Raw genomic sequence first — 13,566 nt, forward strand, 5'->3', positions numbered from 1 at the left:
CCACTTCCCCGCCATCCGGATGGGCGCAGCTACGCGCTCGCTGGCTACCTGCACCGCCTAACGACCGCTGGTCGGCAATACCCGGCAGATCACCGGTCACGGCGCGTGGCCAGCACTGTCTATTCAATATTTTATACATTATCCGACGATGGTCAACGCGAAAAATAATAGCGCTTCCCCGGAGGAGAAATGGCGCCGGTCCGGGCCTGGCTAAATGGCAATTGCCGGGCATCGGCAAGCGCTGAACACGGAATGAACGCGTAGACGAAGGTGCGCCCGACACGCCGGGCTCAGAAGCCCTGTCACTGGATCGGCCGCCCCTCGCCTGTCGATCTGACTAGCGAGGAAAAAGCGGTCGAACGCCAGGGGACCGGCTCGACGCCATGTCCCGGGCTAGCCATCAGGCGACGATGAAACCCTTTCCGACGACATCACGGCGGTCGAAAGTCCAGCGCGCCGTCCCCAGGATACTGGCGGTTCCCTTGACGGTCGGGCGCACGGCGCGAATACCATTCAAAGTGGTTTCCCCCAGCAGGCACCCCTCGAAGGTGCCACTGCCCAACAGACCCTCAGTCAGAATTGGCTGATGGAAGCCTAGTTGCCCCTTCGACTCCAATAGCGCCATCATTGCGCTCGTGGCCGTACCGCCAGGCGAGCGATCGAGCTGTCCGACGCCGAAGACATGCACGTTCTTGTAGAGCGCGCCCGGCAAGGTGGGTTCATGATAGAAGGTCACGAAACCCATATCGTTGACGTGGCTCATCGACGGATGCTGGATGCGCAGCTTCTCGCGTAGCTGGTCGCGTGCAAGGATGCCGTAGTGGATAAGCGCCTTACCGGTCTCGGGAGCGATGCGGAGAGTTGTGCCCCGCAGGTCGATGGCGGCAAAGTAGTTTCCGCCGTAGATTACGTCCGCATGGAGTGCGCCCAGCTCAGGCAATTCGATCGGAACGTTGGTCGCCGCCACATAGGCTGGCACATTCTCGAAGCGGGTCCACACTGCCTTTTCACCATCGCAACCCACCTCGGCCGTCACCGGGCCCGCCAGGGTTTCGAAACGGATCATCGTATTGCCGGTTTTATTGCGTGGCACCATACCAAGCGACACCATCGCCATGGCGATCGCGATGGTTCCGTGCCCGCACATGTACTGGTACTGGGTTGCATCGATGTAGATCAGACCTGCATCGAATTCAGGCGACGATGGGGGCGTGACGAATACCCCAACCATGTCCTTGTGACCTCGCGGCTCACGCATTAGTCCCAGGCGCAACCAGTCATAGTTCGCTTCGATGAACTGCCGTTTTTCCAGAATGGTCGAATCAGCGGGATATTGAATGCCACTGTGAATGATACAGAGCGGTTCACCCTCCGTATGCGTGTAGATAACGTCGAAGGTGTCTTGGAAGAGCATGAGACGGTTCCTTTTGTCGATCAAAATTCGCTAGTTGGACTTCGGCAGAACATCGAGACCGAAGAGAAGATCAAGGGCGACGATGCACAAGCCTGCACCCAGAATCGACAGGGCCGACACCGCCGCGATGGTCGGGTCAATGGTGTATTGCACGTAGTTGAAGAGCTTGACGGGTATCGTGGTCAACTCGGGCGTTGCATTGAAGATGCTCATCTCGACATTGATCCAGGACGTGATGAACGCCAGCACCGCGCCACTGACGACGCCACCGCGAATCTGCGGCAGCGTGACCAGGAAAAACGTCGCCACCGCACCTGCGCCGAGGTCCCGTGACGCCTCCTCCAGTGAGCGCAGGCCACCCATCAGCTGCGGCAGCACCGAACGCATCACGAAGGGGAAAATGATCACGACGTGGCCAACCAGCAAGGCGGGGAAACTACGCACCATGCCTATCGCACTGCCGTACTGGAGAATCGCAGCGCCCAGCACGAGGTGGGGCAATACAAGCGGCGACATAAGAACCGCCTCGATCAAACCGCGTCCGGGGACTTCATAGCGGGTAAGCGCCAGCGACGCCGACACCGCCATGAACACCGCGATCAACGTCGCTGCCGCTGCGAGCAGCGTCGATGTAACAAAGGCCGACATGTAGCTAGGGTCGCGCATTGCGACTACGTACCAGTGCAGCGTCAGGCCGTGTGGGGGGAACGTCAGGAACTCACTGCTCGTCAAGGATGCGCCGACAACAATCACGAGAGGCAACGCGAGGTACGCGAGTACCAGCCATGCCAGAGTCCGAAGGGCGGCTCGAGCAGTCATGCCGCCCTCCGGATCGCGCCTGCGAGATTCGCCACCGCCACCATGAACAGGGTCAATACCAGCAAAGTGCAGCTCAACGCGCCACCGTAGTGAAAGTCGAAAACCGAGCTGTATTGCTGGAATATGAGCATGGAAAACATCGTGATTTTTCCGCCTCCGAGCAGCGCCGGCGTGACGTACGCACTCACGGACAAGGTGAAGACCATGATCGCGCCGGCCACCAGACCAGGCAGGCACAACGGAAACGTGATGGTGAAAAACGTAACAGCCTTTCCAGCGCCCAGATCTCGCGCGGCGTTCTCCAGCGTTCCATCCAGCTTACCGATTGCATTGCCAACGGTTAGGACTATGAATGGCAGGTGGATGTAGGCGAGTCCGATCAATATTCCGGTTTCTGTACCGAGCAGCCGCATCGGCGCGTCGATCACGCCGGTCGTGAGAAGCACTTCGTTGATCAGACCTTTTCGACCGAGCAGCACGATCCAGCCAAACGATCGGACAATGTTGCTCGTGAACAGCGGGAGGATCAGCAGGACAACGAAAGTGCGCCGGAACAACGGGCGGTCGACGGTACGCACGAGGTAGTAGGCCAGTGGATAGCCAAGCAAGGTGCACAGCACTGTCGTCAGGAAGGCAAGCTTGAATGTCAGGATCAGCACGCGCCAGTGATACTGATCGAGCAAGATACGCTCGTAGTTCGCGAGACTCACGCCATCGTTGCCCCCCTTGATGCTCGATAGCGCGACAACCAGCATCGGTGCGAGAAAGAACGCTACAAAGAACACTAACGGCGGTCCCAACAGCAAAGCGGCGGGTAACAGTGGCTTTTTCATGTCGGCCTATTCCTCGACCACATGGAGGTCGCCAAGCCGGAACCCCAGTCGGACAGAATCGCCGCGTGCTGGGCAGATACCGTCGTTGATGCGCCGGCATGTAATCACCTGCTCCCCGACGGTCACTCGCACCATGGAGAGCATGCCGATATCGGCCACATCCTCAACGACGCCAGATGCAATCGAGAAACCAGGCTGCTCGTCGGTCACCAGGCTGACATGTTCAGGGCGTAGCACAGCCGTATATCGCGCTGCACCTGGTCTGACTGAATACCTGATGTCTTTCGAACCTACGGAGGGGCGGATCCATTCATCGCCCACGGGCGAGCAAGACAGGAAGTTGGCGTCGCCGATGAAGTCGGCAACGAATCGCGTCTGAGGCCTGCGGTAAATTTCGCTGCCAGAGCCAACCTGTTCGATGTGACCGTTGTTCATGACGATGATCCGGTCCGCCATGGCCATCGCTTCCTCCTGATCGTGCGTGACGAACACAAACGCAATGCCGAGTTTCGCCTGCAACTGCTTGAGTTCAATCTGCATGCGCTTACGCAACTTGAGATCGAGTGCACTCAGCGGTTCGTCGAGTAACAGAAGCTTCGGACGATTGACCAACGCTCGCGCCAGCGCGACGCGCTGTTGCTGCCCGCCGGACATCTGATACGGAAAGCGTTCCCGGTGGTCTGCCAATCCCACCATCGCCAAGGCCTCAAGCGCACGATCTCGCGCCTCTGTTTTCGACGCCCCCGCTCTGCGCGGTCCATATGCGACGTTATCGAGTACGTGCATGTGGGGGAACAGCGCGTAGTTCTGGAACACTGTGTTCAACGGCCGCTGGTTTGGTGGGAACCGGGTAATGTCGACTCCCCGAATCGAAATCGTCCCCGAGTCCGGTGTCGCGAATCCCGCGATGCATCTGAGCAACGTGGTCTTGCCGCAACCACTCGGTCCAAGCATGGCGACGAACTCGCCGCAATGAACGTCGACCGAGATGTCCGTAAGCGCTCTACTCTGACCGAAAGCCTTATTCAGGCTTTTTACAGAAAGGAGAATGTCGTTCATTTTCCGAGGCCGGTTATTTATTGGCGATTTCGCGGTTCCACCGGTCCACGAGCGCTGCGCGCTGCTTGTTGATCTCCCACCAGTCGAGGAACTTGAGATCCTTGACGGAGCCGTTTTCTCCCCAGGGCAGTTTGCGCGCCACCTCCGGGCTGACCGTCACGCCCTTCACCGACGGTCCAAGGTAGAGCTTCTTCGCGAGACACGCCGACGCCTCGGGCGTAATCGCAGCATTGATGAATTTCTCCGCTGCAGCCTTGTTGCGGGCCCCTTTGACCAGATGCAGCCGCACGTCGCCACCCCACGCGCCTTCCTTGGGTGCGACAAAGGCTAGCGGCAAACCGCGATCGGCCAGATCCCAGGTCGGCGCACTGTTGTACACCGCCGCCACCACATCTCCGCTCTGCAGTGCGTTCGCCGCGGCACCTGAACTGTCATAGAACGCCGACACCTTGAGCTTCTTGAGCTTCGCGAAGGTAACGTCCATGTCAGCAGGCGGCTTGTTGATCGAGTTCAGGAAGAAGACTGTCGGTACGCCCAAGGCATTCGCTGGCGAAGGAAACGTCAGCTCATTGGCCATATCGGCGCGCCACAGGTCGTTCCAGGACGTCGGCGGGACCTTCAACTCCTTCGTGTTGTATGCGATCCCGACGGCGTAGAAGCCGGTGCTCACCGCGAACACGGTGCCGTCATGCCGATAAACGCCCTCCGGCACGACGTTGCTCAGGTTAGGAATCTCCGCTGGGTTGAGCGAGTCAATAACGCCAGCCGCCGTGGCAAGTTCGCTTACACCACTGTCCATCCACACGGCGTCAATAGCGGGCGCGGAGCGCTGCTGCTCGAGCTTTGACAGATTGACCGTCGAGGTGCCGATTTCAGGAATCACGTTGATACCCGTGGCCCTGGTGAACGGTTGCGCCACGCATTGATTGAACGCGTCGCCCCAGTTTCCACCGAACCAGCCAACGGTGACCGACTCCGCCGAGGCGTCCACCGCAAAAGCACCTGCGAAGACCACCCCTACCACCAGCATCCGCCTTAACGATTTCATCTTGCTCTCCAGTGTCTGTCTTTGAGTCGCATAGTGCTGCCGCAGCGATTTATGAAACAAGAAGTGGACGGACAGAAACTTGAACATTTCCGCCATCGCGTTTACCCGGAATGGCAGCCCATGGAACGTGGACCAGAATTAATTTGATTGATGGATCAGCGTGCACGATTCGCGCAGAATGTATCCCAACTGCACATGGATGATTGCTACGGGGGCATGCAAGCGTCCCACGAAGTGCGTCCGTAACGCGGTACGCTGGCGAGCGTTGTTGCACTCATCGATACCATTGCCATGACGAATCGAACATCCGCACTGCGCTTGGGCTTTGTCCTGCTTGACCAATTCACGCTCGCAGGTTTCGCGGGTCTTATCGATGCACTCCGACTTGCAGCAGACCATGGCGGCAGGAGCCGACAGATCCATGCCTCGTGGACGATCATGAGCTCGGACGGGGAACCGCGTCAGGCGAGCTGCGGCGCCGTCATTACTGCCAACGCTGCGTTGATCGATCCGCTCCAGTTCGACTACATCGCGGTATGCGGCGGCAACGACTATCTCAGGTCAGCGGCATCGCCACCCTTACTGGCGGACTACCTCCGCCAGGCTGCAGCGGCGAAGGTGAGGTTGATTGGCGTGTGCACGGGCACGTTCGCAATCGCGCGTGCAGGTTTGGTGGGCCACAGAAAGGTCTGCGTGAACTGGAACGTCTTCGACATTTTCCGTGCGGCGTTCCCCTCCATCTCGGCATCCACGGATCACCTGTTCCTCGATGAAGGAGACCTGCTGACCTGTGCCGGTTCAACGGCGGCCATCGATCTTGGGCTGTATCTGATCGCCAGGCACTGTGGCCGCGACAAGGCGCGTCAGGCCGCGCGACACATGATTCTCCAGGACATCCGGCCCGCGCGCCTGCCTCAGCCGCATTTCTGCGCTGCACTAAATGGAATTTCCGATACCCGCATTCATGCGGCTGCGCATTTCATGGAGCAACGTCTCGACACACCACCCTCGATCGAGGCGACGGCGCGCTACGTGGGCGTGAGCCCACGGCAACTCGAACGCATCTTTCATACGTCACTCAGAACGTCCCCGGCAGCATTCCAGCGCCGCCTGCGTCTCGAGTACGGAAAATGGTTGCTGGAGAATGGGACGACGAGTGTCACCCAGGTCGCATTCGACTGTGGATTCGCCGACACCGCGCACTTTTCACGCGAATTCAAGCTCCTCTTCCAGCTTCGACCCAGCGATGTCCGAAAGCAGGTCGGCATCGTTGCCAAGGCGCCCCTTTCTGCTTCGACCTCGACGACACCGGCTGCTGTCAGCAACAAACGAACGTCGCGTCAACTCGCCGTCCGGTAGTGTGCCGACACCGCCGGTCAGCGGCGCGATTTGATCAGTTGATCGTCGATACGCTCGAGCCAGGTATCGGGCAATGTGAACCCGACCTGGAACGGATCGGTCGGATCGACGCCCAATTGTGAAACCGACGAAATCCATGCCTGACCAGCAATGGTCGGAACCACCGCCGGTATGCCGGCAAGATCGGTCGTCGACACGATGCTACCGTCAAAAACAGATCCGATGATCGACTCGTGCATGAACCTGTCGCCAACCGAGATCTGCCCTTTGGCATGCATGACAGCCAGCCGTGCGGATGTGCCGGTGCCGCACGGAGAGCGATCGCATCGCCCTGGCGAGATCACCACCGTGTTACGCGAGCGGACGACACTACCTTCCCGTCTACACGGCCCGGCAAACAGCGTTTGCGTAATGCCCTTGACCAAGGGGTTGAGCGGGTGCGGCGAAGGCAACTGCTCCGCTGCAGCGGCCTTGATCGTCTGACCCAACGCACAGAGGTCCCGGGCTTCATCCGCAGCGATCGAAAATCCGAGCGGTGCGGCGTCAACGATCACATAGGTCATCCCGCCATACCCTACATCGACCTTGAGCGTACCGATGCCCGGCACTTCGATATGACGGTCGAGATGATTGGCGAAAGCCGGCTGGTTGGTGAACTCAACCCTCGTCACCTTGCCAGATGCACATTGGCAACGAAGACTGATCAAGCCCGCCGGCGACTCGAGCATCAATTCCGTGACGGGCTCGGTCATCGGCAGGATCCCCGTTTCGAGCAACACAGTGGCTACGCAGATCGTGTTCGAACCTGACATCACGGGATACTCGGTCGACTCCGCGATGATGTAGCCCATCTGAGCCCGTGCGTCGCGGCTGGGAACGATGAAGTTAATGCTCTGATTAACTGCGCCCCGCGGCTCGAAAATGCACAGCTTGCGCAGATCATCCAGATGCTCCTCCATATGGACCATTTTTTCGAGCACCGAATCCCCCAGCACGTCGAACACACCACCCGTCACCACATTCCCGACCTCTCCTCCGGCATGACATCCGACGACGGTCAGCATTTTCTTCCACTGCATGGCAACCCCGCATAGACAGGACAGATTTCAATCAACGGAAAGGCAGTTGCAACTCGACGTCATGCTGGCAACCGAACGGGCACTCGCTCGCAGGCTTGACCGCGACCGTCGAGGCGGCGCCCCCACATGTTTTCGATCGACACGGCCAGTTTCAGCTCCTCAAGAAGATCGCAGACTTTCACGACGTTTGTCAGCCCACCAAGCTTGCCAAACTTCAGATTGACCGATACCGGCTAAAACTGGTTGATGCATGCTTCAGGTCGTCGGCGGATAGCGTCTGCCATGGACTCCGGCGCGCCCAGGTGAACGGCTTCATCGATCGAAAATCGCTCGTTGATCACGCCGCCGATCTGGGCAGAGATTGAACGGTTCACCGACTTCCCAACGATGCAGGTACCGCGGGCGTAGCCGGCGACATATGAATAGACGTCGATCCCAACAATTTTCATATGTTTCTCCAGTCGTTTAACGCTGGTCGGTCGAGCTCAGGGAAGAGAACGAAGGAATCCTGCCTACAGCGCCAGGATGTCGTCGTAGAGCGACCGGTCGAGCGTTACACCCTCCCGGGTCGTTCGCGCACGGGCAGCGAAGCGCCGCTGCGAAGGCAACCGCGCGCCCTGATCGACGATCGCATCGAACAGCATCTCGGCGCGCTCGAAGTTCGATCCCGCGTCGCCTCTGTCACTGCCCAACCGTTCCGGACTGAAGGCCAGGATCAGTTCACCGTGGTGCGGCGTGATCGACGCACCATCGTCCAATGCCAGGGACTCGAAGCTCATCAGGTCTCCGATCAACGGGCCAGCGAGCAGCTCAATCATGGCCGACAGTGCAGAGCCCTTGTATGAACCAAATGTGAGCATCGCTCCCCTTAGCCCGTTGGCAGGATCCGTGGTCGGCTGCCCTTCGTCGTCGATCGCCCACCCCAAGGGGATCTGCTCCTGCTTCCGTGCGGCCAGTTCGATCTCACCACGAGCCACCATACTGGTCGCGAAATCGAAGACAAACGGAAAATCGCCCGGTCGCGGCCAGCCGAATGCGAATGGGTTGGTACCGAAAAGCGGCCTCTTGCCCCCAGCAGGCGCAACACACGAGTGGCTCGGCGTCATCGCCATCGCCGCGACCCCCTGTTCGGCTAACGCTTCTACCTCCTGCCAAAGCGCAGAGAAATGGAAGCAGTTGTTGATTGCTAGCGCAGCGATTCCGACTTCTTTCGCTTTTCGGACGAGATGGCCACTTGCAGCTTCGAACGCCACCTGTGAAAAGCCGGCATGTGCATCGACGCGGGTGATCGCGGGACTCACATCGAAGATCTCCGGAACCGCATCGCCGCTCACCCTGCCCGACTTGAGTCCTTTCACGCAGACAAGTAGCCGGTACATGCCATGAGAATGGCACTCGTCGCGCTGACCGGCTACGACCGATCTGGCCACGGCGTCGGCGTGCCGATCATTCATCCCATGTTGCGCCAGGATGTCGCGCGACAGCGTGTAAGCCTCATTGAGGGAAAGCAGCACGAATGGAGATGAGGTCGTCATGGGTTGGCAGCGAAATTGAATTGAGCGCGAGGGAACGACCTTCAGCCAGAAGGAGTTGAAGTCGGGTCCAGCCTGACTGTGCCGTGAAGCTCGGTTGGCAGCCGTATTGATCAGTTCAGGCTTCGAACTTGGCTAGATAATTTTATACAATATCCATATCAAGTCAATCTCCTTCCCTGCCAATCCGCGTCGGACCACCCCGAATCTGCGCCCAGGAAGCCCTACATCAGGACAGAACAGGGTAAACGACGATCGGCGGCAATTTTCATTGACTCTTTTTTTTATACAATCTACTTTATCTTATCGACGACGAAGGCATCCTTGTTCCGAAGATCTGCCATCCCAAGTGCGGCGTGCACGCCTTCGGACACCGCGGTCGACCCCTTACTTTCATGCACCTCTATTTGCATCGACACCCCAAGGAGAGCGGGAATGAGCAAGCACTACCCAGCAGTTGCATACAACTGCGCCACGCAGCGTCCACAAGCGACGATGGGTCAACATGAAACCATCCGTTCGTTTTTCAGCAAGTTCGCCGCCGGTGTCACCTTGTGTCTCGCCGCGATCGGCGCGATCGGTACCGCACACGCTGCCGATGTCGATCCCGGCACGCCCCTGAAGGTAGTCATCACCGACCTGCCCCCTTACGTTCACAAGAACTCGAACGGACAACTGGACGGCATCGATGGCAAGCTCTTCGACCAGGCAGCGCGTCAGCTCGGATTCAAATACACCGTCACGGTAACGAACTGGGACGGCATGCTGGCAGCCGTGCAATCAGGGCGGGCCGACCTCGCTGTGTCCGACGTCGCATGGACCGATGCACGGGCGAAAACAGGACTGTTCAGTGATCCTGCGTACTACCTGCCTCAATTGATCGCCGAACGGGATGGCGTGAACATCCACACCGTCGGCGATCTGTCGGGACACAGCGTCGGTGTCATCAATGGACAGTCGTACGTCGACGCCCTCACCAATGTCGAGGGAGTGAAGATGCGCCTCTATCCCGACACCGTCGCACTTCTCTCCGACATTGCGGCCGGCCGGATCGATGTCGCGTTCATGGATCCGCTGGTCATGGTCTACCAGAAGAAGGTGCGGCCTGATCTGCATTTCAACGTCGTGCCGCTGACCGCGCCGACGATGGGCGACGTCGCCGCGCATCCGAAATGGGCCCTGTTCGGTCCGCAAATGATCGGTTGGTATGTCCGCCCAGGTGCCCAGCAACTGGTCGACAAGTTGAATGGCGAAATCCATCAAGCGTGGGCTCAAGGCAACAATGCCGCGCAGATCAAGGCAGTCGGAGTGACGGATGTAACGCCGTTCCTGAGCCCTGGCGCAGAGTGGCTGCAAACCTACGAAAAGCAGCGTCGTGGCGTCGATCGCCCTGCGGATTGGACGCCGCCGAGCAGCGACTCGGCCGTCGCAAAGAAGTAAACGCTTGATCCTCGCGACGACTGCTGTATTACCGCGGGACGGTGCGATCGCACCCCCTGCGGAGTTTTCTGGCCTGACCGGGCTCGCGCCCGTGGATCAGGATTCGCGGGCTCCAGGTTTTAGCAATATCGAGGTACGAGTGTATGAATACGCCAGGTAGTTTCTTCAAGGTTCCATGGGATAGCTACTGGACCGATCTCCTTCAAGGCATTGGCGTCACAATCGAATATACGGTTGCAGGTTTCGTCGGCGCCATCGCATTGGGTGTAATGCTGGCGCTGCTCCGAAGCAAGGACAAGTCGCTGATTGCCCGGGCAACCCGGTCGTTTGTCGAGGTGTGGAAAAACGTTCCGCTGATTACCGAAATCTTCATCATCTATTTCGGGCTCTCCTCGATCGGCATCAACCTCAGCGCCTTCGCCGCTGGGTCCCTCGCACTCATCGGCCACTATGGTGCGTATCTCTCGGAGATTTTCCGCGCCGGGATGAAGTCAGTAGACAAAGGACAACAAGAGGCAGGTCAGGCGCTTGGAATGACAACGTTCGGCATCTTTCGAAAGATCCTCGCGCCGCAGGCGATTCTCGTTGCTCTGCCTGGTACCGGAACGATGCTCGTCGACCTTCTGAAAAGTACCTCTTTGATGGTGACGATCGGTGGTGCAGACTTGATGACTCAAGGGCAGATCGTTACATCGGCAACATTCCGGGCGCTGGAAGTCTATATTGTTATCGGTGCAATTTATTTCGCGTTGTGCTTCCCGCTTTCGTCCTGCCTGCTGTATATCGAGCGACGCCTGGCTGACGGTCATCCATTCTCCCTGCGCCGACTCGGGCTGCTGCGTGCCGCCAGGGCTGCAGTAGGTTCGCGCGCCGGGATGGACCAGGTTGCTGCCGAGGAGCGCGCATGATGGAGACTCTTGCTGTGGAAAATCCCGCAACCGTGGCGTGCCAGACCACGTCCATCATAAAGGCCGATGGCGTGTCACTGTCCTTTGCGGACATCAAGGCGCTTGAGGACGTCAGCATCGACGTCCGCCAGAGTGAAGTGGTGACGATTGTCGGACCGAGCGGAGCAGGGAAAAGCACGTTTCTTCGCTGTCTGAATCTTCTTACCAGACCCGATCGTGGTCACATCGCCATTGAGGGAAAGTTGATTTTCAACGATACCCTCACTTTGAACAAGCGGGACCTGCGTGATGTTCGACGCAAACTGGGAATGGTGTTCCAGCGCTTCCATCTCTTTCCTCATCTGACCGCACTCGAGAACGTGACGCTGGCGATGCTTGATGCTGGCATCGCTACCCGGGACGAAGCGGTTGAAACCGCCACGCGTCTCCTTGACCGGGTGGGCTTGCTCAAACGTGCGCTCTCTCCTGCTCCTCGATTGTCTGGAGGTGAGCAGCAACGGGTGGCCATCGCGCGCGCACTGGCAATGAAACCCAAAGCCTTGCTGTTTGATGAACCGACGTCGGCACTGGACCCCGAAGCCAGCCGCGAAGTCCTTTCGGTCATGAAGGAACTCGCGCAGCAAGGAACGACGATGGTGGTCGTGACGCATGAAATGAAATTCGCACTCAATGTCAGCGACCGCATCCTGTTCATGGAAGGTGGCAAGGCAATTGAGAGCGGTGCGTCCGAGGACATGTTCTATCGCGCGAAGTCACCGAGAGCCCGGGCATTTTTCGCTCAGGCGCTGGACCACATGGAAACCTGACCGAATCGCGGGACGTCAATCGACGCTCCCCGCTTTGCTTCGGCACTTGTTGAGGAAATGCTGGATGAAAATCCAAAAAATCGACGTTTTCAATTTCGATCTGACCTACATCCACGGCGTGTATACGATGTCCGGCGGACGGGATATCACCTCGCTGCCATCCACGCTCGTGCGCGTGACAAGCGACTCCGGCCACGAGGGCTGGGGCGAGGTCTGCCCTCTCGGCTCGGCTTACCTGCCGCAACACGCGGGCGGCGCCCGCGCTGCATTGGAGCTTCTCGCGCCCACCCTGATCGGACTTGATCCGACCAATCTGGCCTCGGTGTATGACAGGATGGACGCTGTCCTGATGGGGCATGCGTATGCGAAAAGCCCGATCGACGTGGCGTGTTGGGATCTGACGGGAAAGGCATGGGGCGCCAGCGTAGCTGACATGCTCGGCGGCGTGCGGCAAGAACGCTTCCCGCTCTATTTTGCGGTTCCGCTCGGCTCGCCCGAGGAAATGGTCGCATATGTGCAGGCCCGGCGGGAGGAAGGCATCCATCGCTTCCAGCTGAAAATCGGTGGCGATCCGACGCTCGATGGCATTCGCGCCCAGCACATCATCGACTCGACAGGTCCGGAAGACCTGATTGTCGGCGACGCCAACTGCGGATGGCGAGTCAACGACGCGATCATTGCAGCCCGAGCCATGGAGCATCTCCCGCGGTTTTACTTCGAGCAGCCGTGCCCGACCATGGAGGAATGCATCGAGGTCCGCAGACACACCACGCTTCCGATGGTCTACGACGAAGTCGTCAATGACCCGACCACCCTCATTCGTGCAGTGCGAGAGGGCGGCGCCGGAGCGTTCAATCTGAAGGTGTCGAAGGTTGGCGGATTGACGAAAGCAAAGTTGATGCGTGACCTCGGCCAGGAACTCGGCCTGCAAATGACTATTGAAGATACCTGGGGCGGCGACGTTGTGTCGGCCGCCTCGGCGCATCTCGCCGCGTCGACGAAAGAACGTTCGTTGCTCAGCGTATCTTTCATGAATGACTGGACCAACGAACACGTTGCCGGTTACCAGCCCCGCAGTGTCAACGGCTTCGGTGCCGCTCCATCTGCGCCGGGCCTGGGTATCGAGATCGACGCCGCCGCGCTTGGCAAGCCGCTATTCTCGTTTGGCTAATGCGGCACCACCCGCGCATGTGGCGGTGCTGCCGTCCACATGCGCAGCATGAACCGCCGATGCCATCAGGCGCATGGGTTGCCTCAGCACTTTGCATG

The 13,566-nt window shown here is 59.0% G+C and carries 13 protein-coding genes; 5 read left to right on the top strand and 8 right to left on the bottom strand.

What is annotated here, in order from left to right; genetic code table 11:
* Positions 1 to 400: 400 nt before the first annotated feature.
* The 5 genes from DVS29_RS19425 to DVS29_RS19445 are packed head-to-tail and all read right to left on the bottom strand — an operon-like array spanning position 401 to position 5,260.
* Positions 401 to 1,414, bottom strand: coding sequence for a proline racemase family protein (locus DVS29_RS19425; RefSeq protein WP_118182112.1), 1,014 nt, complete (start codon positions 1,412 to 1,414; stop codon positions 401 to 403).
* A 30-nt stretch (positions 1,415 to 1,444) separates the two neighbouring features.
* Positions 1,445 to 2,233: an ABC transporter permease gene (locus DVS29_RS19430; RefSeq protein WP_118182113.1), complete on the bottom strand. Its 789-nt coding sequence runs from the start codon at positions 2,231 to 2,233 to the stop codon at positions 1,445 to 1,447.
* Complete coding sequence (locus DVS29_RS19435; RefSeq protein ID WP_118182114.1) at positions 2,230 to 3,066, bottom strand: ABC transporter permease; 837 nt, start codon at positions 3,064 to 3,066, stop codon at positions 2,230 to 2,232. Before DVS29_RS19435 ends, DVS29_RS19430 begins: the two co-directional genes overlap by 4 nt.
* A gap of 6 nt (positions 3,067 to 3,072) precedes the next feature.
* Positions 3,073 to 4,125: an ABC transporter ATP-binding protein gene (locus tag DVS29_RS19440; protein ID WP_118182115.1), complete on the bottom strand. Its 1,053-nt coding sequence runs from the start codon at positions 4,123 to 4,125 to the stop codon at positions 3,073 to 3,075.
* Positions 4,126 to 4,138: 13 nt separating this feature from the next.
* Positions 4,139 to 5,260: an ABC transporter substrate-binding protein gene (locus tag DVS29_RS19445; RefSeq protein ID WP_240655687.1), complete on the bottom strand. Its 1,122-nt coding sequence runs from the start codon at positions 5,258 to 5,260 to the stop codon at positions 4,139 to 4,141.
* 204 nt (positions 5,261 to 5,464) lie between these two features.
* Here DVS29_RS19445 and DVS29_RS19450 point away from each other — a divergent pair, with 204 nt between their 5' ends.
* On the top strand, positions 5,465 to 6,532 hold the full coding sequence (locus DVS29_RS19450) for a GlxA family transcriptional regulator (RefSeq protein ID WP_118182116.1): 1,068 nt from the start codon (positions 5,465 to 5,467) through the stop codon (positions 6,530 to 6,532).
* A 17-nt stretch (positions 6,533 to 6,549) separates the two neighbouring features.
* Here DVS29_RS19450 and DVS29_RS19455 read toward each other — a convergent pair whose 3' ends face one another.
* The 3 genes from DVS29_RS19455 to DVS29_RS19465 form a co-directional block, all read right to left on the bottom strand.
* Positions 6,550 to 7,596 (bottom strand): proline racemase family protein, encoded by a 1,047-nt coding sequence (locus DVS29_RS19455; RefSeq protein WP_240655688.1) that lies wholly within the window; start codon positions 7,594 to 7,596, stop codon positions 6,550 to 6,552.
* Between the two features lie 248 nt (positions 7,597 to 7,844).
* Positions 7,845 to 8,060: a hypothetical protein gene (locus DVS29_RS19460; RefSeq protein WP_118182118.1), complete on the bottom strand. Its 216-nt coding sequence runs from the start codon at positions 8,058 to 8,060 to the stop codon at positions 7,845 to 7,847.
* A gap of 63 nt (positions 8,061 to 8,123) precedes the next feature.
* Positions 8,124 to 9,146 (bottom strand): Ldh family oxidoreductase, encoded by a 1,023-nt coding sequence (locus DVS29_RS19465; RefSeq protein WP_118182119.1) that lies wholly within the window; start codon positions 9,144 to 9,146, stop codon positions 8,124 to 8,126.
* A 432-nt stretch (positions 9,147 to 9,578) separates the two neighbouring features.
* Between DVS29_RS19465 and DVS29_RS19470 the strand changes: the two genes are divergently transcribed.
* From DVS29_RS19470 to DVS29_RS19485, 4 genes are all read left to right on the top strand, one after another.
* Positions 9,579 to 10,583, top strand: a complete 1,005-nt coding sequence (locus tag DVS29_RS19470; RefSeq protein WP_118182120.1) for a substrate-binding periplasmic protein — start codon at positions 9,579 to 9,581, stop codon at positions 10,581 to 10,583.
* 143 nt (positions 10,584 to 10,726) lie between these two features.
* The gene (locus tag DVS29_RS19475; protein WP_118182121.1) at positions 10,727 to 11,491 is read left to right on the top strand and encodes an amino acid ABC transporter permease; all 765 of its coding nucleotides are present in this window, start codon (positions 10,727 to 10,729) and stop codon (positions 11,489 to 11,491) included.
* On the top strand, positions 11,488 to 12,297 hold the full coding sequence (locus DVS29_RS19480; protein WP_240655689.1) for an amino acid ABC transporter ATP-binding protein: 810 nt from the start codon (positions 11,488 to 11,490) through the stop codon (positions 12,295 to 12,297). Before DVS29_RS19475 ends, DVS29_RS19480 begins: the two co-directional genes overlap by 4 nt.
* A gap of 64 nt (positions 12,298 to 12,361) precedes the next feature.
* Positions 12,362 to 13,468, top strand: a complete 1,107-nt coding sequence (locus DVS29_RS19485) for a mandelate racemase/muconate lactonizing enzyme family protein (protein ID WP_118182122.1) — start codon at positions 12,362 to 12,364, stop codon at positions 13,466 to 13,468.
* The last annotated feature ends 98 nt before the right edge of the window (positions 13,469 to 13,566 follow it).

The sequence above is a fragment of the Paraburkholderia phosphatilytica genome, from assembly GCF_003443895.1.
Classification (GTDB): domain Bacteria; phylum Pseudomonadota; class Gammaproteobacteria; order Burkholderiales; family Burkholderiaceae; genus Paraburkholderia; species Paraburkholderia phosphatilytica.